This is a genomic window from Hydrogenophaga taeniospiralis CCUG 15921, assembly GCF_001592305.1.
GTDB lineage: Bacteria > Pseudomonadota > Gammaproteobacteria > Burkholderiales > Burkholderiaceae_C > Hydrogenophaga > Hydrogenophaga taeniospiralis.
Genome location: NZ_BCWR01000005.1, coordinates 159,862 through 181,628 on the forward strand (window position 1 = coordinate 159,862; position 21,767 = coordinate 181,628).

The following is a 21,767-nucleotide window of genomic DNA, read 5'->3' on the forward strand; positions in this document are numbered from 1 at the left end:
TGGCGCTGACTGGCGCGGCGAACCGGCGCGAACGGCTGCAGGAACCGGTGCTGCGGAAAAAAGGTGAGCGGAAGCGGTGGGCACGGCAAGGGTCATCGGAAGTCGTTTTTCCATTCACGAAGCGTGGCGAAGAGGCTCACATCATCGTCGGGTGTGTGGGGAGCGTGGGCGATGGCGGCCCGCCGCACGGCCGTCTCGCGGGTGCGCAGAAACGGATTGATCTTTTTCTCGAGTCCGATGGAGCTGGGCAGCGTGGGAAAGTTCAGGGCGCGCTGTTGCTGGCAGTGCGCGGTGTACTCCGCCAGCGCGGCATTGCCCGGCTCCACCGCCTGCGCGAACTTCAGGTTGGACAGGGTGTACTCGTGCGTGCAGCAGACGCGGGTGGCATCGGGCAGGGCGCTCAGGCGGGTCAGAGAGTCCAGCATCTGCGCGGGCGTGCCCTCAAACAAGCGGCCGCAGCCGCCCGAAAACAGGGTGTCGCCACAGAACAGCAGTGGCGCGCCGTCCACGTCGGTGCAGTGGTACGCGATGTGACCGGCGGTGTGGCCAGGGACTTCCAGCACCTCGAACACCAGGCCCAGGGCTTCGACCCGATCGTGCGCGGACACGCGCCGCAGCGGTTCGGGCATGGGTTCGCGGGCCGGGCCGATCACCCGCGCGCCGGTGGCTTGCCGCAGCTCGGCCACGCCACCGGTGTGGTCCGCGTGGTGGTGGGTGATCAGGATGGTGTCAAGTTCCAGACCCTTGTGTTCCAGCCACTGGAGCACCTGGCCGGCCTCTCCGGGGTCGACCACGAGCGCGCGGCGCTGATCGTGCAAAACCCAGATGTAGTTGTCGGTGAAGACCGGGATGGGGTGTAACTGCATGGAAGTCATTCGGGTCGCCAGCGCAATGCTTGCCGGCACTTGGCCTGGTCGCGCCACCGCTGCGGGCGACGGCAGCTGGCGGACCGAGAGTATCGCAGAGCAGCACGCCTGTCCGTGTTTCAAAAACGAACCGACAGACGGCCGTTGGCTCGACCGGGCAGGACAGTCCGATGCGAAGGCACGCACCCTCCTGGTGGGGTGCCGTCCACGGGCTAGGTGGCGGTGGGCCGGGCGAGCGATTACGATGGCCTCCGCTTCACGGCGGGCAGCCCTTGCCCGCCCGTGCCACCCGGAGATTGTTTGCATTGAACCCCGACACCACCCCGGGCCTGCCGACCGACGGCATGACCGATTGGCTGCGCACCGCGCCAGGACAGTACGTGCTGGGCTGGGAGCAGGCCCAGTTCGATCTGGCCGTGGCCGACCTGTTTGGATACAACGCCCTGCAACTGGGCCTGCCCGAGCTCGCCACCCTGCGGACCAACCGCATGCCGCACCGCTGGCTGGCGCTGCCCGAGGAGCTGGCGGGGTCCGATGCGCCGGTCGCGGGCGGCCTGCACAGCCACCCGGGCGCTTCCAACCAGGGGGGATCGACCTGGAACCGTGGTGCGCCACCGCCGCAGACACCACCCCGCGTGGCCCTGATCACCGACGCCGCGGCATTGCCGTTTCCCGCCGCCTGTCTGGATCTGGTGGTGCTGCCGCACACCCTGGAGCTCAGTGCCGACCCGCACCATGTGCTGCGCGAGGTCGAGCGGGTGCTGGTGCCCGAGGGCCGGGTGGTGATCTCGGGCCTGAATCCGGCCAGCCTGTGGGGCCTGCGCCAGGGGCGCGGCCGGCTCGGGTCCCGCCTGGGCCTGACGGCGCTGGGTGCCGAGAGCCTGTATCTGCCCGAAGCGGGCGAGTTCATCGGCCCCTGGCGCTTGCGCGACTGGCTGCGCCTGCTCAGTTTTGAAGTAGAGTCGGACCGCTTTGGCTGCTACCGGCCCGCGGTGCGAACCGAGAAGTGGTTGCAGCGAACGGCCTGGATGGACCGCGCCGGCGCCCGCTGGTGGCCCATTTTTGGCGCGGTGTATTTCGTGGTCGCGGTCAAGCGGGTGCGCGGTGTGCGCCTGCTGGGGCCGGCCTGGAAACCGCGGCGAGCCACCTCGGCGGCCCCGGTGTCGGTCGCGCACCGCCACTGAGCGGAAGGCCGCCCGGCCCGCAAGCGTCGTTTTTTTCTCTGGAGCATATCGATTGAACCATGTGGTGATGTACACCGACGGCGCCTGCAAGGGCAACCCCGGCCCTGGCGGCTGGGGTGTTTTTCTCAAGGCGGGCGGACACGAAAAGGAACTCTGGGGCGGTGAGCGCGTGACCACCAACAACCGCATGGAGCTGACCGCCGTGATCGAGGGGCTCGCCGCGCTCAAGCGGCCGTGCAAGGTGTCGGTATACCTCGACAGCCAATACGTGCGCAAAGGCATCACCGAGTGGATACACGGTTGGAAGACCAAGGGCTGGAAGACCGCCGCCAAAGAGCCGGTGAAGAACGCCGACCTGTGGCAAAAGCTCGATGCGCTGGCGCACGACGGCGTGCACCATATCGAGTGGCACTGGGTCAAAGGCCATGCGGGCGACCCGGGCAACGAGCGCGCCGACGCCCTGGCCAACCGGGGCGTGCCGGGTTGAGTTGAAGCGGGCTGAGGCCCTCAAGCGCCGGGCGCAGGCGGATTGAACTTCCCAGGGTTCCAGCCGCTCTTGACTGATACATTGCAACTCTTTGTTGGCAACGGCGCCCAGGCTGGTACCGACTCCCCGATCCAGACGATTCAAACCATGGCAAACAAGACGCTCTATGTGGTGGTGGCCGCTGCTGGCCTGGGGCTGGCCTCTGCGGGCGCTTGGTGGTTCCAGCACCGGGCGGCGCCGGCTTCGGCCAGTGCCACCAGCGTCGGTCAGGGAACGACCGGCGCGGCTGCGGGTGGCGTGGCCGCAAGCCGTGCAGGAGGCGCCGCTGGCATGCCGGGGGTCGAGGTGACGCGGGTCAAGACCTTGCGCATCCAGGACGATGCCCAGGCCGTGGGCACGCTGCGTTCGCGCCAGAGCGTGACGCTGCGGCCGGAGGTCAGCGGGCGCGTCGCGCAGATCGCCTTCGCCGATGGGGCCCGCGTGCGGCGCGGCCAGTTGCTGGTGCAGCTCGACGACGTGCTGCAGCGGGCCGAACTCAGCCAGGCCCAGGCCCAGCTCTCGATGGCCCGTGCCAATTTCAAGCGCAACCAGGAACTGGTGGCCGAGAACTTCGTGGCGCAGCGCGTGCTGGACGAAAGCCAGGCCAGCCTGCAGGTGGCCGAGGCCCAGGTGGCGCTGGCGCAGGCGCGCCTGCAGCGCATGCGCGTCACCGCGCCGTTCGATGGCACGGTGGGCCTGCGCAGCATCGATCTGGGCGACTACGTCAAGGATGGCGCGGACCTGGTCAACCTGGAAGACACCTCGGCCCTCATGGTGGATTTCCGGTTGCCCGAGCGTTACCAGACTCGCATCGCCGCGGGCCAGACCGTGCAGGTGACGCTGGACGCCTTGCCCGGCAAGGCTTTCGCGGCCCGGGTGCAGGCGGTGGACCCGCTGCTGGACGCCAACGGCCGCTCGGTGGCCGTGCGCGCGATGCTGCCGCCATCGCCCGACGTCGAGCTGCGCCCCGGCATGTTTGCCCGCGTGCTGACGGTTTTTTCGGTAAACGACAAGGCGCTGGTGGTCCCCGAAGAGGCGATCGTGCCGCAGGGCGGCAAGCAGTTCGTGTTCCGGCTGGAGAAAGAAGGCGAGGGCGATGCGCTCAAGCTGGTGTCGCGCCGCACCGAGGTCCAGGTGGGCGTGCGCCAGGGCGCGCAGGTGCAGGTGGTGACCGGGCTGAGCGAGGGCGACACGGTGGTCGTGGCCGGTCAGCAGCGGCTGCAGCGCGATGGCACGGCCGTGCGGGTGGTGGAGATGGGTTTGCCCGAAGCGGGGCCCCGTGAGGCGGCTCCGGCGGCTGGCCCAGACGCCGCGCCGGTCACGCCGGCGCCCGCTGGCGCCCGCCCGGTACCGGCCGGCGGTTGACGCGCCAGGCACCGATGCACAGGAGCAGCCCGCATGCAATTGCCTGAAATATCCATCCGCCGGCCGGTGTTCGCCTCCGTGCTGTCCATGCTCATCCTGCTGGTGGGCTGGGTGGCGTTCAACGGCCTGACGGTACGCGAGTACCCCAAGATCGACGAACCCACCGTCACCGTCAGCACCACGTTTACCGGGGCCTCCAGCGAAGTGGTGGAGTCGCAGGTCAGCAAGACGCTGGAGGACTCGCTCGCCGGCATCGAAGGCGTGGACATCATCACATCCATCAGCCGGCAGGAGCGCAGCCAGATCACGGTGCGCTTCAAGCTGGAGCGCGACCCCGACTCGGCCGCCGCCGACGTGCGCGACAAGGTCAGCCGCGTGCGCCAGCGCCTTCCCCAGGGCATCGACGAGCCGGTGATCGCCAAGGTCGAGGCCGACGCCTTCCCGGTGATCTGGCTGGCGTTGAGTTCGGACACCCACGACTCGCTGCAGCTCTCCGACTTCGCCAACCGTCTGGTCAAACCGGTGCTGCAGACCGCGCCCGGCGCCGCCGACGTGCGGGTGTACGGCGAACGCAAGTACGCGATGCGCGTCTGGATCGACCCGGACCGTCTGGCCGCCTACAGCCTGACGGTGCAGGACGTGGAGGATGCGCTGCGCCGCTCCAACCTGGAGGTGCCGGCCGGACGCATCGAAAGCACGCTGCGCGAGTTCAACGTGACCGCGGCGACCGACCTGCGGACCCCGGCGCAGTTCCGCGACGTGGCCCTGCGCAACGTCAACGGGCAGACCGTCCGGCTGGGCGACGTGGCGCGTGTCCTGCAAGGCCCGCAGGACGAGCGCAGCTCGGTGCGCCTGAACGGCCGCGACTCGATTTCGCTCGGCGTGATCCGGCAGGCCACCGCCAACCCGCTGGAACTCTCGGCCGGCGTGCGCGAGCTGCTGGAGAAGGTCAAGAAAGACCTGCCGCCCGGGGTGAACGTGGACATCGCCAACGACAACTCGGTGTTCATCGACCGCTCCATCAAGGCCGTCTACCTCACCATCGCCGAGGCGGTGGTGCTGGTGGCGCTGGTGATCTTCGTGTTCCTGCGCACCTTGCGCGCGTCCATCATCCCGCTCATCACCATTCCGGTCAGCCTGATCGGCTCGTTCGCCCTGATGGCGCTGTTCGGCTTCTCCATCAACACCCTCACGCTGCTGGCCCTGGTGCTGGCCATCGGGTTGGTGGTGGACGACTCCATCGTGATGCTGGAGAACATCTTCCGGCACATCGAAGAGGGCCTGAAACCGTTTGACGCCGCCATCAAGGGCGCGCGGGAAATCGGCTTCGCCGTGGTCGCCATGACGCTCACGCTGGCCGCGGTGTACGCGCCACTGGCCTTCACCCCGGGGCGCACCGGGCGCTTGTTCGCCGAGTTCGCGCTGGCGCTGGCCGGCGCCGTCGTGGTCTCGGGCTTCGTGGCGCTCACGCTCTCGCCCATGCTGTGTTCCAAGCTGCTGCGGCACAACCCCAGGCCCACGCGTTTTGACGGTTTCATGGAGCGTGTGCTGGTGGCCGCCACTCGGGTCTACAGCTCGGCGCTGGCGTTGGCGCTGCGGGCGCGCTGGCTGGTGGTGGGCGTGATGATCGCCAGCGCCCTGGGCAGCTGGGCCCTGCTGCAGACCACCAAGCAGGAGCTCGCACCCCTTGAAGACCGGGGCGTGATCCTGGCCAACATCAACGGGCCGGACGGTGCCACCCTGGCCTACACGCGCCGCTACGCCGAAGCGATCGAACGCATCGGCCAGGACTACCCCGAGTTCGATCGCATCTTCAGCAACATCGGCAATCCCACCGTTGCGCAAGGCAGCGTGTTCCTGCGCGCCAAGCCTTGGGAGGAGCGCAGCCGCACCACGCAGGAGATCGCGCGCGAGATCGCGCCGCGCCTGGCGGCCCTGCCCGGCATCAGCGCCTTCCCGATCACGCCGCCTTCTCTGGGCCAGGGTTTCCGCGAACGACCCATCAACTACGTGATTGTCACGTCGGACAGCTACGACAACCTTGCGCGGGTGGTGCGCGAGTTCCAGGACGCGCTGGCCAGGAACCCCGGCTTCGTGCAGGTGGACACCGACCTGCGGCTGAACAAGCCCGAGATCCGCATGGACGTGGACCGCGAGCGGGCGGCCGACATGGGCGTGAGCGTGGACGCCATCGCGCGCACCGTGGAGACCCTGCTCGGCGGGCGCACCGTGACGCGCTACAAGCGCGAGGGCGAACAGTACGACGTGGTGGTGCAGACCGACAGTGCGCAACGCAGCACGCCCGACGACATCGACCGCCTGTTCGTGCGCGGCCGGGACGGCGCCATGATTCCGCTGGCCTCGCTGGTGAAGATTCGCGAGGTGGTGGTGCCCCGCGAACTCAACCACTTCGGCCAGCGCCGCAGCGCTTCCATCACAGCAAACCTCTCGCCCGATCTCGCGCTGGGCGACGCGCTCCAGTTCATGGACGCCACGGCGCGCGAGATATTGCCCCCGGGCTACACGACCGACCTCAACGGCCAGAGCCGCGAGTTCCGCAATTCCTCGGGCTCGCTGGCCATCGTGTTCGTGCTCTCGCTGCTGTTCATCTACCTGGTGCTGGCCGCGCAGTTCGAGAGTTTCATCGACCCGCTGGTCATCATGCTCAGCGTGCCCTTGTCCATGTTGGGCGCGCTGCTGGCGCTCAAGCTCAGCGGCGGCACGCTCAACGTGTTCAGCCAGATCGGGCTCATCACCCTGGTGGGGCTGATCACGAAACACGGCATCCTGATCGTGGAGTTCGCCAACCAGCTGCGCGAACAGGGCCTGGACATCTTCGAGGCGGTGAAGCAGTCGGCCGCGCTGCGCCTGCGCCCCATCCTCATGACCACCGGTGCCATGGTGCTCGGTGCCATGCCACTGGCGCTGGCCACCGGGGCCGGCGCCGAGAGCCGCCAGCAGATCGGCTGGGTGATCGTGGGCGGCATGAGTCTGGGCACCCTGCTCACCATCTTCGTGGTGCCGACCATGTACACGCTGCTGGCGCGCAAGAAGCATGGTTCGCGTGTGCTGCCCGCCGCGGCCGCGCCGGGCGAGCTGCTGAACGCCAAATAGGCTCTGTGGCCCCCAACAAGAAAGCCACCGCTAGCGGTGGCTTTTCTCTTTTCTGTTGGGGCGCTTCGTGTCTGGTGCCGGGGGTCAGACCGCGCCGTCGAACATCATCACGTCCACCTCGTCGCCCACCGCCACGTTGCCCTGACCGTGGTGCAGCACGATCAGGCCATTGGCCTCGACCATGGAGCGCAGTACGCCCGAACCCTGGTTGCCGGTGGTGCGCACGGTCAGGCGGCCATCGGCCGAGCGCGTGACGATGCCGCGCTGGTATTCGGTGCGGCCGGGTTTCTTGCGCAGGGGTTCCAGGCTGTGGGCCCTGAGCAGCACGGGTTCGGTCCCGGTGCTGCCCATCATGCGCTGCAGGGCAGGGCGCACAAAGGCCAGGTAGGTGACCATCACGGCCACCGGGTTGCCCGGCAGACCGAAGAGAATGGCCCCCGCGCTCCCCGCTTCGCCGTTGAACCTTTTGGGAATGCGGCCGACCGCCATGGGCCGGCCCGGGCGCATCGCGATGCGCCAGAAAGCCACGTCACCCAGCTGCTTCATCATGAGCTTGGTGTGGTCGGCTTCGCCCATGCTCACGCCGCCACTGGTGATGATGGCGTCCGCCTGGGCCGCCGCCTGGCGGAACGCGGCTTCGAGCAGGGCCGGCTGATCGCCCACCACGCCCATGTCGATCACTTCGACCCCCAGGCGCGTGAGCAGACCAAACACGGTGTAGCGGTTGCTGTCGTACACCGCGCCTTCGCGCGGCGCCTCGCCCAGGCTCAGGATTTCGTCGCCGGTGGAGAAATACGCCACCTTGAGGCGACGAAACACCCGCACGGTGGGCAGGCCCAGGCTGGCGATCAGGCCCAGCGCGGCCGGGCCCAGGGTCTGGCCACGGCGCAGCGCGGGCTGGCCCGCCATCAGGTCTTCGCCCGCGAAGCGGCGGTTGTCGCCGGCTTTCACCACGTCGGCCGGGATGTGCACGCGGTCGCCGTCGAGCTTCACGAACTCCAGCGGCACCACCGTGTCCAGCCCGGCGGGCATGATGGCGCCGGTCATGATCTTCAGGCACTCGCCCTCGGCCACCGTGCCGCTCCAGCCCTTGCCGGCGAAGGCCGTCCCGGCCACGCGCAGGCTCAGGGCCTGCCCGGTTTGCAGCTGGGCACTGTCGAACGCGAAGCCATCCATGGCCGAGTTGTCGTGCGGCGGCACGCTGATGGGCGAGACCACGTCTTGCGCCAGCACGCGGCCCAGGGCGCCGAACACGCCCACGTCTTCGGTTTCGGTCACCGGCTCGACCAGCCGCGCCAGGAACTGGTTGACGTCGGCCGCGCTCAAGGCCTGCGGGTCGTAGCCCTGCAGTTCGGCGGCGATCTGCTCAATGGTTTTCATGGTCTGTCGGAGTCAGGGTTTTTCCAGCGCGTGCAGCTCGGCCAGCGTGTTGGTGTTGAAGAAGGCCTTGGGGTCGTCGCCGGGCCGGTCAAACGGCACCACCACCGTGTGGTGCTGGTCGGTCCAGCGGTCGATCTTGCGGCCGCCCGCCTGCGTGAAAGCCACCAGGCTTTCGAGCAGTTGCACCCGCATCAGGCAAAACACCGGCTGGGTGCGGAGCTGCCCGTCGTCTTCGCGCGCCGCGGCCATGGCGATCTCGGTGCTTTCGTCGTCGAAGGCCTGGGCCAGGAGCTGCGCCAGATCCAGCGGGAACAGCGGCGAGTCGCAAGGCACCGTCAGCAGGTAGGGCGTTTCACAGCGCTCCAGCCCCGTCAGGAAGCCGGCCAGTGGCCCGGCGTAGTCGCTCAGCGTGTCGGGCCAGACCGGCGAGCCGAAGGCTTCGTAGGCCGAGAGGTTGCGGTTGGCGTTGACCATCAGGTCACCGATCAGCCCACCCTGCTGCATCTGCAGCCGCAGCAAAGCCTGCAGCGCCAGGGGCGTGCCGTTGAAGTTCTGCAGGCCCTTGTCCACGCCCCCCATGCGGGAGCCGCGGCCGCCGGCGAGCACGAGGGCGGTGATTTGTCCAGGTTGTATGGGATTCATGGCGGAACGCGTTCAGGTTTTGTGGGGTGCCGAGCGAGGTGATTTCAACCGGGGGCACCGCCGGGCCGGCTTTGCTGGACGGCTGGTGCCGCCCCCTTGAGGGGGTGACGCGAAGCGGCGCGGGGGTGTGCCTGCTCAGCCTCCGATGTAACTCATCTCCACCCGTCGCGTGCCGGTGGATGCGTCCGGTGGCAGGCTGGCGCGCAATTCGGAATAACGGTCGCTGCGACCCTGCCAGATCGCGGCGATGGCGCTGGCGAGCTCTTCGTCGCTGGCGTTGCCGCGCACCAGCGGCCGCAGGTCGTGGCCCTGGCTGGCGAACAGGCACAGGTAGAGCTTGCCCTCGGTGGACAGGCGGGCGCGGTTGCAGTCCTGGCAGAACGCCTGGGTGACGCTGCTGATGACGCCGATCTCACCCGCCTGCACGTCGTGCTGGCCGTTGGCGTCGGCATAGCCCCAGCGCTCGGCGGTTTCACCGGGGGCCGAGGGATCCAGCTGCACCAGGGGCAGCTCGCTCTGGATCAGCCGCACCACATCGGCGCTGGGCAGCACCTCGTCCATGCGCCAGCCGTTGGTGGCGCCCACGTCCATGTATTCAATGAAACGCAGCACGATGCCCGTGCCCTTGAAATGGCGCGCCATGGGCAGGATCTGGTGGTGATTGGTGCCGCGCTTGACCACCATGTTGACCTTGATCGGGCCCAGGCCTGCGGCCTGCGCGGCGTCGATGCCACGGAGCACGTCGGCCACCGGAAAATCGACGTCGTTCATGGCGCGGAAGATCGCGTCGTCCAGGCCATCGAGGCTGACCGTGACCCGCTGCAGGCCGGCGGCCTTGAGCGAAGCGGCCTTGCGCTCCAGCAGGGAGCCGTTGGTGGTCAGCGTGATGTCCAGCGGCCGGCCCTCCACCGTGCGCAAGGCGGCGAGCTGCTCGATCAGGACCTCGATGTTCTTGCGCAGCAGCGGCTCGCCGCCGGTGAGCCGGATCTTCTGCACACCGTGGGCCACGAACTGGCACGCGACACGCGTGATCTCCTCGAAGCTCAGCAGGGCGCTGTGCGGCAGATAGGGGTAATCCTTGTCGAACACATCCTTGGGCATGCAGTAGCTGCAGCGGAAGTTGCAGCGGTCGGTCACGCTGATGCGCAGGTCGCGCAGCGGACGGCCCAGTGCGTCGCCCAGCAGGCCGGTGGCGGCGATGGGCGCCGAAGGGACGGCCGCCAGCCGCGTGGTGCTGCGCTGATCGACCAGGGGAATGACGCGTTCGGACATGCCCTGGATTATGGGCGAGGACCCATCCGTTCGCACGGACGGACCCGGTGCCACAGGGGTCTCAGCATGGGTTTGTGAACTCCCCGGGCTCGCGCCAATGCCCGGTGGTGCCGGATCACGGCGCACTCACCGGGGTGAACAGGCGGGCGTTCTCGCGCAGCCAGTTGGCCGACAGATCGCTGGATTGCTGCGCCGGATGAAAGTCCGGCCGGAAATACGCGCGCCAGGGGCGGTAGCTCAGGCGCAGAAGGCCCTCGCGACCGAGCAGGTGGCGCACGGCGCTGCGCCAGGTGCTCCAGCGCCAGAGCGTGCCGTCGCGCCGCAGGTTGTTGGCGGTCTGGCGCAAGGTGTCGGAGAGAAAGATCCAGGTCACCCGGCGCATCCACTTCACGCGCCAGGCATGACTGCCGCCGAGCGCCTGGTACAGGTCGAACGCGGTGCATTTGTGTTCGGCTTCTTCGGCGCTGTGCCACAGCCAGAGGGCCTGGAGCCGGGGCTCGCAGCCGTCGAGCAAGCGCGCGTGCGACAGCATCCACTCGGCGAACAGGGCAGTGAAATGTTCGTTCGCCGCGGTGATGGCCAGGCCATGGCGCAGGTCCGTTCCCTCCACCAGCCGCAGCCGTTCACGGGCCCGCGGCTCCCATTCGTTGACCAGGCCGTGCTTCTGAATCTGCGCGTTGAACAGCGCGTGGATGCGGCGATGCGTGGCTTCCTGCCCGATGAACCCTTGCACCTCGTCTCGGCGCTGGTCCTGCTGTTCTGCGGGCAATGCCTTGAAGCCGTTGCGCACCGAATCGATGAAGAACTGCTCGCCGACCGGAAAGCTCATGGACAGGGCATTGAACCAGGCGCTCAGGAAGGCGTCGCCGTTACACCAGTGGCGTTCCACGGGTTGCTCCAGGTCGATCAACAGGCGGCGAACCAAGAGTTCGGTCATGGTGGGAATGGTGGGGTGTCTGGGTTGGTACTGATAAGTACCAGCTGCACCATGCTGATCCCCACCGACGGCCCTGTCAAGCGGGGAAACGGGTACCCCTCTGTCAGCTTTTCACCGGGTGGGCGAACTAAGATGCCCGCTCATGAACGTTCAGGAAGTCAGCGCCCCCGAGGCCGAACAGCACGAGCACCGTCAGCGCATGATGCGCGCCATGGCGGCCGTCGCGGCAGACAAAGGCCTGTCGGCCGCGACCATCGCCGACATCGTGCGCGAGGCCGGCGTGTCCAAACGCAGTTTCTATGAGCACTTCGACAGCAAGGAAGCGTGTTTCCTGGCCTTGTACCGGGCGGCCAGTGCCTCGGCGCTGCGCACCCTGAGCGAGGCGGTGCAGCCCGATCGGCCTTGGCAGGCCCAACTGGAGCATGCATTGGAGGCCTATTTTTCGCATCTCGCCGCTGGCCCCAGCCTGTTGCGCAGCCTGTTCGTTGAAATCCACCACGTCGGTCCCGCGGGCATGGCCGTGCGCCGCACCGTGATGCAGCAGATGGCCGACTTCCTGATGCGCACGGTCAACGGTGCCGGTGACCGCGGGCCCGCCGCTGCGTACCCGGCACTCAGCCCCACCATGGCCATGGCCGCGGTGGGCGGCATCACCGAACTGGTGCTCGACATCATCGAGCGTGGTGAAGCCGGCCAACTGGCCGGCCTGGCACCTCGCGCCAGCGAAATCGTGCGGGTGCTCACCCGTACGCAGCTCGACGGTCTCTGAGCGCTGGCGGACGGAACCGACGCCCCATGAAAAACGGCCCGCAATCGCGGGCCGTTGTGCTTCATGCGGGGGGCTCAGGCGGCCATGGGCAGCAGCGGCACGATCAGCAGGGCCACGATGTTGATGATCTTGATCAACGGGTTCACGGCCGGGCCGGCGGTGTCCTTGTAGGGGTCGCCCACGGTGTCACCGGTGACAGCTGCCTTGTGGGCTTCGCTGCCCTTGCCGCCGTGGTGGCCGTCTTCGATGTACTTCTTGGCGTTGTCCCAGGCACCACCGCCGGTGCACATGGAGATCGCGACGAACAGGCCGGTCACGATGGTGCCCATGAGCAAGCCACCGAGCGCCTTGGGGCCCAGGAACAGGCCGACCAGGATGGGGACGACCACCGGGAGCAGCGAGGGAATCACCATTTCCTTGATGGCCGCCGTGGTCAGCATGTCCACCGCGCGGCCGTATTCGGGCTTGGCCGTGCCTTCCATGATGCCCTTGATCTCGCTGAACTGGCGGCGCACTTCTACCACCACCGCACCGGCTGCGCGGCCGACGGCCTCCATGGCCATGGCACCGAACAGGTAGGGGATCATGCCGCCGATGAACAGGCCCACGATCACCATCGGGTCGGAAAGGTCGAAGCTGATCTGGTGGCCGTAGGACTCCAGCTTGTGGGTGTAGTCGGCGAACAGCACCAGCGCGGCCAGACCGGCCGAGCCGATGGCGTAGCCCTTGGTCACGGCCTTGGTGGTGTTGCCCACGGCATCCAGAGGGTCGGTCACGTCGCGCACGCTGCTGGGCAGCTCGGCCATTTCGGCGATGCCGCCGGCGTTATCGGTGATGGGGCCGTAGGCGTCCAGCGCCACCACGATGCCGGCCATGCTGAGCATGGCGGTGGCCGCGATGGCAATGCCGTAGAGGCCGGCCAGCGTGTAGGACGCCAGAATGCCGACGCACACGAACAGCACGGGCCAGGCGGTGGAACGCATGGACACCCCCAGGCCGGCGATGATGTTGGTGCCGTGGCCGGTGGTGGAGGCCTGTGCGATGTGTTTGACGGGCGAATACTGGGTGCCGGTGTAGAACTCGGTGATCCAGACCAGCGCGGCGGTGAGCGCCAGGCCCACAGCACAGGCGCCCCACAGGCGCAGCTGGCTGCCGCTGGTGGTGATGGCGTTGTCCGGCATGATCCAGGCGGTCACGAAGTAGAACGCGATCAGCGACAACACACCGGCGATCGCCAGGCCCTTGTAGAGGGCCGGCATCACGTTCTTCATGCCCGGGCTGGCCTTGACGAAGAAACAGCCGATGATGGAAGCGATGATGGACACGCCGCCCAGCACCAGCGGGTACATCACGGCCTGCATCGGGGCCGCGGTGATCATCAGGGCGCCGAGCACCATGGTGGCGATGAGGGTGACCGCGTAGGTCTCGAACAGGTCGGCGGCCATGCCAGCGCAGTCGCCCACGTTGTCGCCCACGTTGTCGGCGATCACCGCCGGGTTGCGCGGGTCGTCCTCGGGGATGCCAGCCTCGACCTTGCCCACCAGATCGGCGCCGACGTCAGCGCCCTTGGTGAAGATGCCGCCGCCCAGCCGCGCGAAGATGGAGATCAGCGAGGAGCCGAAGGCAAAGCCGATCAACGGGTTCAGCAGCTTGGCCAGGTCCTTGTCGGGCGTCAGGTTGCCGTTGCCCACCAGGAACCAGAAGAAGCCGGCCACGCCCAGCAGGCCCAGCCCCACCACCAGCATGCCGGTGATGGCTCCGCCGCGGAAGGCCACGTCCAGCGCCGGGCCAATGCCCTTGGTGGCGGCCTGGGCGGTGCGCACATTGGCGCGCACCGACACGTTCATGCCGATGAAGCCACAGGCGCCCGACAGCACCGCGCCCAGCACGAAACCGATGGCGGTCTGCCCGTCAAGAAAAACACCGATGAGAATGGTCAACACCACGCCGACGAGGGCAATGGTCTTGTACTGCCGGGCCAGATAGGCCGCGGCGCCGGTCTGAATGGCCCCGGCGATTTCCTGCATGCGGGCGTTGCCCGCGTCCTGAGAAAGAATCCAGCTGCGGGACCAGAAGCCGTAAGCCACGGCCACGAGTCCACACACCAGCGCAAACACCAGCGCAGATTGTCCAACCATAAAGTTACTCCTGCTCGTTTTTGACTTGGAGGGGGCAACGCCTCCGGGGTACCCCCGCTGCGTTGCTTCCTCGCGTCCTTGAACGGCATGCCCGAGAGCATGCTAGGCAGGGCGATTGGCCAACGCTCGGAATTTAGCGGGATTTGCGCCGCTTGGGAAATGATCTGGATCAGAAAGTAAGGCTGGCATCAGTAAAATCAGGGTAAATCCCGCCTGCGTGCGCACCGGTTTGCGCCCTCTTTTCGGGTTCCCTGCACCCTGCTGTGCGCAGGTGACCGCTTCCGATTCCTCAACTCTCAGAAAACCCCCATGTCTCTCGACAACGTCACCCCTGGCAAGAACATTCCCGAATCGTTCAACGTGATCATTGAAATCCCGATGAACGCCGATCCGATCAAGTACGAAGTGGACAAGGAAACCGGGGCGATCTTCGTGGACCGCTTCATGAGCACCGCCATGCACTACCCGACCAACTACGGTTATGTGCCCAAGACACTGTCCGGTGACGGCGACCCAGTGGACGTGCTGGTGATCACCCCCGTGCCGCTGATTCCCGGTGTGGTGGTGCCTTGCCGCGCCATCGGCATCCTGAAGATGACTGACGAAGCCGGCCAAGACGGCAAAGTGCTGGCCGTGCCGACCGACAAGATCCTGTCGCTCTACAGCCGCTGGCAAAAGCCGGAAGACCTCAACCCGATGCGCCTCAAGGCCATCGAGCACTTCTTCGAGCACTACAAAGACCTCGAACCCGGCAAGTGGGTCAAGGTGCAGGGCTGGGAAGACAAGGCTTCCGCCCACAAGGAAATCATGGACGGCGTCGCCGCCTACAACCAGAAGCAGGGCTGATCGGGCGCTGGGCGCCCGGGACGTGCCGTGTGCGCGTCACCATGCAACCCAAAGGCCTGTACGGTTCGCCGTACAGGCCTTTTTTTCGGGCGGCGCTGAAGGCCGTGCGAGGCTTCAGTTCGGGGCCGCGTCGATGTCGCCGCGGTACTCGATCTTGCCGCGCACCCGGGCGCGCGGGTGCATGTCGATCAGCTCGTCGTAGCTGGCGTCGCCGATCAGCGTGGCCGAACCGGTGATTTCCAACGCCTTGCGCGCGATCACGGTGCCGATCACCTTGCCTTCAATGAACACGTAGTCCGCTTCCAGCCGGGTGTTCTCGATCACTCCGGTGGCGCCCACGTGCAGTGTGCCGCCGGTCTCGAACGTGATGTTGCCCTTGAGCTGGCCGTCGACCTTGATGCCCTGGTCGCGCGTGGTGTGGAAGTTGCCGTCGAACACAGCACCTTCGGCGATCAGGCTGGTGATGGCCGAGAGGCGTTCGGCGGGGACGAGGCGGGTGGACGCGGGGTTGTGGCTCATGGGGTCAGGGCTCCTTGCTGTGCAACCAGTTTTCGGGTTTCAGATGGGATGGGGAAGGGGGGCGTGACGGGGGTGGCGCCGGTGGCGTGGCCTGCACCGGGGTTTGCGCGGTCGTCGCGGTGGACCAACGGGTTTCGAGCCGCAGGCCCGCGTCTTGTGCTGCCTCGACCGGGTCGACGCCCGAGGCGGGGGTGGTGCTGGGGGATGAGTCGTTCGCGGGTGGCGGCGTGATGGGGCCTTGAAGCCCTGGGCCGGTCCCCGTTGGCGGGATTGAGGGTGTTGGCGGCAATGGAATGCTGGATGCCACGGCCGGACGGGCTGTTTCGGCGGTCTTGCTCAGGCTGGGCCACACACCCAGCCACAACAGGAGGACCAGGCCGACGATCAGCACGATGGGCAACACATAGCGCTTCAGGCACCACAGCAGCCACCGACCCAGCAGCCTGCGCCGGGCGACCCAGCGGTCGCGCCGCCAACTGGCCCGCAACGCGGTCTGGCGCACAGCCTCGGTGTCGGGCACCGGCGCTTTCGCCATACGGTGGGGTGGTCGTGCCGATCCGTGCCACAGCATGGAGGACCGTCAGGCGCCCGGCTTCTGGACGGGCACACGCTCCAGCGTGGCGTTGAGATCGGCGCCATTGACCTGAATACGTCCATAACGCACCAGGCCGTGCACGCTGGCGGTGTCGTGCAACGACACTTCGCCCTGACCGGAGTCCAGGATGCCGTCGGTGTGGCCCATGACGGAGATCTTCTGCGCGGTGATGTCGCCCTTGACCCGACCGGTTTCGGTGACGACCACCGCCACCGCGACACCGGGAGCCTGCGTCAGGTTGCCATCCACCTGGCCTGCGACGCTGCAGGGGCCGCGCAGTTCAGCATTGCCCACGAAATGCATGCCTTCGGCCACCATGCTTCGGGCCTGCCCACCTTCGAGCAGTTCAACCGGCGCCGCATGCACCTGGGGCTGCAGCAGCGGCAGGTGCCCCGGCTGACTCGGTGGCATGGCGCGCCCCACATCGATTTCCAGCGTGTTTCCCTCACCGGGCTGCACGCCGGTGTTGTCCTGGCCCTGGAAGTCCTGCGGTGGTGAGGGCGGGTTGTCGTAGTCGTTCATGTCGTCGGTTCCTAAATCCTGTTCCAGATGGCGGTCGGGGTGCAGATAACGATCGGCTTTCATGGCGGTGGAGCGGGTCGAGGGGTGTCAGGGCTGGTCGACGTGTACGTCCTGCAGCACCGGCAGTTTGTTGCCGGGTTTGAGCGTCTTGAACGGCCCCTGCAGATCGGCGCCCTCGTACAGCTGCAGGCGCCGGGCCATGAGCGTGCCGGTGGAGACGCCGGTTTTGGACACGTAGGCCATGCCCTGGCATTCGAGGCTGGTGTCGCGCGGGTCGGCGCCCGTCGCACCCAATTGACCAAACAGATAGAAGTCGCCCATCACGCGCACCCTGCCACGAACCACGCCGCCTGTCCAGACGATGAGGCGGCCATTGACACGGATGTGGCCCGAGATTTCGCCCTGCACCAGCAGGCCGCCTTCAAACTGCAGCTCCCCGCTGAGCCGGCTGCCCGCCGCCACGCGGTTGACCACGTTCATGGCCACCGGGTCGAGCGTGAGCGTGTCCTGAGGGGTTTTCAGTTCCATTGCACGATTCCCCAGACAACCAGAGAAGCCAGCAGGCTCAGCAGCCCCAGCAGGGCGATCCACAGCGCGTGCCGTTCGAGCGAGCCCCGCACGCGGCCTGGGCGCAGACGCGGCCGGCCCGTCGGATCGTTGGCATGGCTGAGCACCACCCAGTCGCGCCAGAGCTGGGTCAGACCGCTCTCGCCACTGCGTGGGTCGATCTCCAAGCCTTGTGCCGGGTTGCGGGGTGCGACGCGGCGCCGTCCCAATGAGACCGTGAACGGAGCGCCCACGATGGTCTGGGTGAAAAAGGCGTCGGTTTCGTCCATGTCGGCTGAGTGTAGCGAGTATGTAACCAAACTTTACGAACGCGCGGGCCCAGGCGGGTGCGTGGGGCGAGTCCTGGTCTGGCGGCGTTCAGTCGCTATTGTGGGGGATGTACGTCTGCGGACCGTGTGGCGGCGCACGCAGCGGGCTGCGTTGGGCCAGGTCGTCCAGGTACTGCCCAATGCCCGCTCCCTCGCGCTCCAGGAAACGCTCGACCGCGTCGGCGAAGGAGGGGTGGGCCAGCCAGTGGGCGCTGGTGGTTTTGACCGGCAGCAGGGCGCGCGCCATCTTGTGTTCGCCCTGCGCGCCCCCCTCAAAGCGCTGGAAGCCGTGTTCGATGCACCAGGCCAGTGGCTGGTAGTAGCAGGCCTCGAAGTGCAGGCAGTCCACCCGTTCCAGCGCGCCCCAGTAGCGCCCATAGGCCACCCGCGCGTCGGTGTCGATGGCGATCAGGCTGCTGGCGATGGGGCGGCCAGCGCGTTCGGCCACGAACAGCAGCCAGTGGTCGGCCATGGTATGGGCCATGCGCTGGAAAAAGTCACGATTCAGGTAGGGCGCGTTGCCGTGTTCGAGGTAGGTGCGCTCGTAGCAGCGGTAGAAGAAAGCCCAGTCCGCAGGCGTGATGTCTTGTCCCCTGGACCATTGGAACGTCACCCCGGCGTCGGCCACCTTGCGGCGTTCCTGGCGGATCTTCTTGCGTTTTTCCTGCTGCAGGCTTGTGAGGAAATGCTCGAAGTCGGTGAACGGCGTGGAGAGTGCGGGGGCCCCGTTCGTCCAGTGGAACTGCACGGTGTGGCGCAGCATCATGTCATTCTGCTCGCAGGCCGTGATGTCCTGCGGGTGGGCGAACAGCAGGTGCAGCGAGGACAGGTCTTCGTCGCGTGCGTGCTGGAGCAAGGCGCGCACCAGCGCTGCTCGGGCCTCGGGGTCGCGGGCCAGCAGCCGCGCGCCCGGCACCGGGGTGAATGGCACCGCCACCAATGCCTTGGGGTAGTAGTCGAGCCCGTGCTGGGCGTAGGCGTTGGCCCAGGCCCAGTCGAACACGTACTCGCCGTACGAGTGGTTCTTCAGGTACATCGGGCAGGCCGCGTGCAGTTCGTCGCCCCGCCAGAGCGTGATGAACTGCGCCTGCCAGCCGGCGTGCTCCTGCGCGCAGCCGCTGTCGTGCAGTGCCGCCAGGTAGCCGTGGCGCATGAAGGGGCTGGGGTCGGCTTCCAGCGCCAGCAAATGGTTCCAGGCGGCGGCCAGGATGGCCGTGGGCGAGGCCAGGACCCGGGTGACATAATCGTTGGCGCGCTGGTGCGCAGACACTTTCTGCCCCTTCATGCCATGCCTGAAGGGGGCATTTCCCGGGGGAACAGACGGCGGCTTTTTGACCCCGTTGCGGTGGCCCCCGTAGCAACTTTTCCAGATTCCATGACACTTCCCATTTGCGTGGCTCAGCTCAATTTCGTGGTGGGCGACATGGCCGGCAACGCCCGCAAAATCATCGATGCCGCGCGCCAGGCGCATGGCCGCGGTGCGCGGGTGTTGCTCACACCCGAACTCGCCCTGTGTGGCTACGCCGCCGAAGACCTGTTCCTGCGCCCGGCCTTCATCGACGCCTGTGATGATGCCCTGAAAACCGTGGCGGCCGAGACCGCCGGCCTCAATGGCCTGCACATCGTGGTGGGTCATCCCGCCCGGGTGGCGGGCGCGGACAGCGTGGACCGGCGGGAACGCAGCGTGTCGGTGGCCCGCCTGTACAACGCCGCGAGCGTGCTGCTGGAAGGTCGGGTGCAGCAGACCTACGCCAAGCGCGAGCTGCCCAACTACCAGGTGTTCGACGAGCGGCGCTACTTTGTGCCGGGCCACGAGACCTGCGTGTTCGACGTGCGCATGGCGGGCGATGTGGTGCGGGTTGGTTTGTTGATCTGCGAGGACGCCTGGTTCGACGAGCCGGCTGCCGATACCCTGGCCGCGGGCGCCGAGGTGCTGGCGGTCATCAATGCGTCGCCTTTTCACACCGGCAAGGGCGGCGAGCGCGAAGCCACCATGCGCGAGCGCGTGCGCGCCACCGGCCTGCCGCTGGTCTATGCCCACCTGGTGGGTGGCCAGGACGAGATCGTGTTTGAAGGGCGCAGCTTCGTGCTCGGCGCCGACGGTGCACTGGTGGGCCGGGCGGCGAGTTTCGAGGAGGCGCTGTTCGACGTGGCCTTCACACGGCAGGGGTCGGGCTGGCAGATTGACGCAGCCACCGACCGCGCCCACAGCCAGGAGGCCGACCTGTGGCACGCACTGGTGCTCGGTGTGCGCGACTACGTTGGCAAGAACGGGTTTCCCGGCGTGATCCTGGGCCTGTCGGGCGGGATCGACTCGGCCCTGGTGCTGGCCATTGCGGTGGACGCGCTCGGCAAGGACCGGGTGCGCACGGTGATGATGCCCTCGCCCTACACGGCCGACATCTCCTGGATCGACGCGCGCGACATGGCAAAGCGCATGGGCGTGCGTTACGACGAGATCGCCATTGCGCCGCAGTTCGAAGCGTTCAAGGCCAGCCTGGCCACGGAGTTTGCGGGCCTGCCCGAAGACACGACGGAAGAAAACCTGCAGGCGCGCATCCGCGGCACGCTGCTGATGGCCTTGTCCAACAAGTTCGGCAGCATCGTGCTGACCACCGGCAACAAGAGCGAAATGGCCACCGGCTACTGCACGCTGTACGGCGACATGGCGGGCGGCTTTGCCGTGATCAAGGACGTGGCCAAGACCCTGGTGTTCTGTCTGGCTCGCTGGCGCAATGCACACGACCCCTATGGCACCGGTGCCAACCCGATCCCCGAGCGCATCATCACCCGCCCGCCCAGCGCCGAACTGCGGCCCGACCAGAAGGACCAGGACAGCCTGCCCGAATACGCCGTGCTCGACGCCATCATCGAGCGCTACATGGAAAACGACCAGAGCCCGGACAGCATCGAGGCGGCGGGCTATGCGCGCGCCGACGTGGACAAGGTGGTGCGCCTGATCCGGATCAACGAGTACAAGCGCCGCCAGGCGCCGGTGGGCATCCGCGTGACCCACCGCAGTTTTGGCAAGGACTGGCGCTACCCGATCACGAGCAAATACCGGGCATGAGGCTTCCCCCAACGGCCCGGGCCTAGGACAGCTGCAGCTCCAGCACCGCGCGCAGCTCGCCCACCTCGATGCCTGCGGCGTTCTTCAGCGGTGGCGGGATCAGGCTGGCCAGGGCCGCGTGGCTCTCGTCATCGAGCCACCCGAGCTGCTCCAGCGCCGCCACCAAGGCCACCATCAGCGGCGTGAGCTGTCCGTCGCTGCATTTGGCCGCGATGGCCACGCCCCGGCTGAAACTGGCCAGCGCCTGCACACCGTCGGCGCCCACCTTGCTCACCCAGTCGCCACGGCCGGCGCGCATCAACGCCAGATCGTTGCGACCCTGTCCGCTGACCAGCTCGGGGTGCTGGCTCATGGCGCGTGCAATGTGCTGTGGGGAGTCACCGTACACCGGGTCCGGTGTGGTGAGCGTCAGGCGGGCGAAGGCGTGAGCCAGCGAGCGCAGAGGCAACGCGTAGTTGGGAGCGCTGCAGCCGTCGATGCCCCACACCAACTGGTCCGCCGGCACGCCCGAGAAGTGGCTGACGCTTTGCCGGATCTGCTTCTGCACCGGGTGATCGAGGTCGAGGTAACCGCTCAGGGGCAGACCGAGCGCACTGGCCAGCAACAGCATGCCCGTGTGTTTGCCCGAGCAGTTGTGGTGCAGGCGCGTGAAACGCGTGCCGGGTTCGGGCGTGACGTCATTGAAGCGGTAGAAGAAGGGCTGGTGGGTGCCGCAGGCCAGCGCCGACTCGTTTGCGCCGATGCGGGACAGCAGCGCGGCGACGCGCTCCACGTGTATGGGCTCGCCGTTGTGGCTGGCGCAGAGCAGGGCGATGTCGGCGTCGTCCAATCGGTGGCGCTGCGCGGCCTGAGCGATCAAGGGCATGGCTTGAAAGGGTTTCAGCGCTGAGCGGGTGAACACCGGGGTGTCAACGTCTCCCACGCTCGCCAGCAGCCGGCCCTGTGTGTCCACCACGGCCAACGAGCCGAAGTGGACGTTTTCCGGGTGGGTACCCCGGACACTGACGGTGATAGGCACGTGACGGGGCAGGGCGTGGGTGGCTTCAGAAATGGGCATGGGCATGCTTCGATGGGGGACGCCTTCAGTGTACGCAGCGGGTGGCGGGCCTTGGGCATAAACTAGCGCATTCCCTCAAGACTTGCCCTG

At 67.3% G+C, this 21,767-nt stretch carries 20 protein-coding genes; 7 read left to right on the plus strand and 13 right to left on the minus strand.

What is annotated here, in order from left to right; all coding sequences use genetic code 11:
• Positions 1-92: 92 nt before the first annotated feature.
• Positions 93-866, minus strand: a complete 774-nt coding sequence (gene gloB, locus HTA01S_RS07255; protein ID WP_068169588.1) for a hydroxyacylglutathione hydrolase — start codon at positions 864-866, stop codon at positions 93-95.
• A 344-nt stretch (positions 867-1,210) separates the two neighbouring features.
• Between gloB and HTA01S_RS07260 the strand changes: the two genes are divergently transcribed.
• The 4 genes from HTA01S_RS07260 to HTA01S_RS07275 all read left to right on the plus strand — a co-directional run bounded on the left by HTA01S_RS07260 (position 1,211) and on the right by HTA01S_RS07275 (position 7,055).
• Entirely contained in the window at positions 1,211-2,050 is an 840-nt protein-coding gene (locus HTA01S_RS07260) for a class I SAM-dependent methyltransferase (RefSeq protein WP_068169591.1), read from the plus strand.
• A 52-nt stretch (positions 2,051-2,102) separates the two neighbouring features.
• Positions 2,103-2,537 carry a ribonuclease HI gene (rnhA, locus tag HTA01S_RS07265; RefSeq protein WP_068168573.1) on the plus strand — a complete coding sequence of 145 codons (435 nt, stop codon included), beginning with the start codon at positions 2,103-2,105 and terminating at the stop codon, positions 2,535-2,537.
• A 147-nt stretch (positions 2,538-2,684) separates the two neighbouring features.
• Entirely contained in the window at positions 2,685-3,941 is a 1,257-nt protein-coding gene (locus HTA01S_RS07270) for an efflux RND transporter periplasmic adaptor subunit (protein ID WP_084235966.1), read from the plus strand.
• Between the two features lie 33 nt (positions 3,942-3,974).
• Positions 3,975-7,055 (plus strand): efflux RND transporter permease subunit, encoded by a 3,081-nt coding sequence (locus tag HTA01S_RS07275; protein ID WP_068168576.1) that lies wholly within the window; start codon positions 3,975-3,977, stop codon positions 7,053-7,055.
• An 84-nt stretch (positions 7,056-7,139) separates the two neighbouring features.
• Here HTA01S_RS07275 and moeA read toward each other — a convergent pair whose 3' ends face one another.
• The 4 genes from moeA to HTA01S_RS07295 all read right to left on the minus strand — a co-directional run bounded on the left by moeA (position 7,140) and on the right by HTA01S_RS07295 (position 11,286).
• Complete coding sequence (gene moeA, locus HTA01S_RS07280) at positions 7,140-8,435, minus strand: molybdopterin molybdotransferase MoeA (RefSeq protein WP_068168579.1); 1,296 nt, start codon at positions 8,433-8,435, stop codon at positions 7,140-7,142.
• A 12-nt stretch (positions 8,436-8,447) separates the two neighbouring features.
• A complete protein-coding gene (gene mobA, locus HTA01S_RS07285) occupies positions 8,448-9,077 on the minus strand; it encodes a molybdenum cofactor guanylyltransferase MobA (protein ID WP_068168582.1) in 630 nt (209 codons plus the stop codon).
• Positions 9,078-9,212: 135 nt separating this feature from the next.
• The gene (gene moaA, locus HTA01S_RS07290) at positions 9,213-10,349 is read right to left on the minus strand and encodes a GTP 3',8-cyclase MoaA (protein WP_068168585.1); all 1,137 of its coding nucleotides are present in this window, start codon (positions 10,347-10,349) and stop codon (positions 9,213-9,215) included.
• Positions 10,350-10,464: 115 nt separating this feature from the next.
• Positions 10,465-11,286, minus strand: coding sequence for a metal-dependent hydrolase (locus HTA01S_RS07295; RefSeq protein WP_068168587.1), 822 nt, complete (start codon positions 11,284-11,286; stop codon positions 10,465-10,467).
• A 142-nt stretch (positions 11,287-11,428) separates the two neighbouring features.
• Here HTA01S_RS07295 and HTA01S_RS07300 point away from each other — a divergent pair, with 142 nt between their 5' ends.
• Complete coding sequence (locus HTA01S_RS07300; RefSeq protein WP_068168589.1) at positions 11,429-12,055, plus strand: TetR/AcrR family transcriptional regulator; 627 nt, start codon at positions 11,429-11,431, stop codon at positions 12,053-12,055.
• A gap of 74 nt (positions 12,056-12,129) precedes the next feature.
• Here HTA01S_RS07300 and HTA01S_RS07305 read toward each other — a convergent pair whose 3' ends face one another.
• Positions 12,130-14,193: a sodium-translocating pyrophosphatase gene (locus tag HTA01S_RS07305; RefSeq protein WP_068168592.1), complete on the minus strand. Its 2,064-nt coding sequence runs from the start codon at positions 14,191-14,193 to the stop codon at positions 12,130-12,132.
• Positions 14,194-14,502: 309 nt separating this feature from the next.
• Between HTA01S_RS07305 and ppa the strand changes: the two genes are divergently transcribed.
• The gene (gene ppa / locus HTA01S_RS07310) at positions 14,503-15,039 is read left to right on the plus strand and encodes an inorganic diphosphatase (RefSeq protein ID WP_068168594.1); all 537 of its coding nucleotides are present in this window, start codon (positions 14,503-14,505) and stop codon (positions 15,037-15,039) included.
• Positions 15,040-15,153: 114 nt separating this feature from the next.
• On the opposite strand, the gene HTA01S_RS07315 is transcribed toward ppa, so the two are convergent.
• The 6 genes from HTA01S_RS07315 to HTA01S_RS07335 all read right to left on the minus strand — a co-directional run bounded on the left by HTA01S_RS07315 (position 15,154) and on the right by HTA01S_RS07335 (position 18,835).
• Positions 15,154-15,558 (minus strand): bactofilin family protein, encoded by a 405-nt coding sequence (locus HTA01S_RS07315; RefSeq protein WP_068168598.1) that lies wholly within the window; start codon positions 15,556-15,558, stop codon positions 15,154-15,156.
• A gap of 4 nt (positions 15,559-15,562) precedes the next feature.
• Positions 15,563-16,093, minus strand: a complete 531-nt coding sequence (locus tag HTA01S_RS25140) for a hypothetical protein (RefSeq protein WP_157572012.1) — start codon at positions 16,091-16,093, stop codon at positions 15,563-15,565.
• A 45-nt stretch (positions 16,094-16,138) separates the two neighbouring features.
• Entirely contained in the window at positions 16,139-16,738 is a 600-nt protein-coding gene (locus HTA01S_RS07320; protein WP_084235930.1) for a bactofilin family protein, read from the minus strand.
• A 24-nt stretch (positions 16,739-16,762) separates the two neighbouring features.
• Positions 16,763-17,203 (minus strand): polymer-forming cytoskeletal protein, encoded by a 441-nt coding sequence (locus HTA01S_RS07325; RefSeq protein ID WP_068168625.1) that lies wholly within the window; start codon positions 17,201-17,203, stop codon positions 16,763-16,765.
• Positions 17,194-17,511, minus strand: coding sequence for a hypothetical protein (locus HTA01S_RS07330; protein ID WP_068168628.1), 318 nt, complete (start codon positions 17,509-17,511; stop codon positions 17,194-17,196). The genes HTA01S_RS07325 and HTA01S_RS07330 overlap by 10 nt, the downstream gene beginning before the upstream one ends.
• Before the next feature lie 88 nt (positions 17,512-17,599).
• On the minus strand, positions 17,600-18,835 hold the full coding sequence (locus HTA01S_RS07335; protein ID WP_068168631.1) for a GNAT family N-acetyltransferase: 1,236 nt from the start codon (positions 18,833-18,835) through the stop codon (positions 17,600-17,602).
• 90 nt (positions 18,836-18,925) lie between these two features.
• Between HTA01S_RS07335 and HTA01S_RS07340 the strand changes: the two genes are divergently transcribed.
• Positions 18,926-20,620 carry an NAD+ synthase gene (locus tag HTA01S_RS07340; protein WP_068168634.1) on the plus strand — a complete coding sequence of 565 codons (1,695 nt, stop codon included), beginning with the start codon at positions 18,926-18,928 and terminating at the stop codon, positions 20,618-20,620.
• 22 nt (positions 20,621-20,642) lie between these two features.
• Here the strand turns inward: HTA01S_RS07340 and HTA01S_RS07345 are convergent, their stop codons facing one another.
• Positions 20,643-21,677, minus strand: coding sequence for an asparaginase (locus tag HTA01S_RS07345; protein WP_084235967.1), 1,035 nt, complete (start codon positions 21,675-21,677; stop codon positions 20,643-20,645).
• Positions 21,678-21,767: the final 90 nt, after the last annotated feature.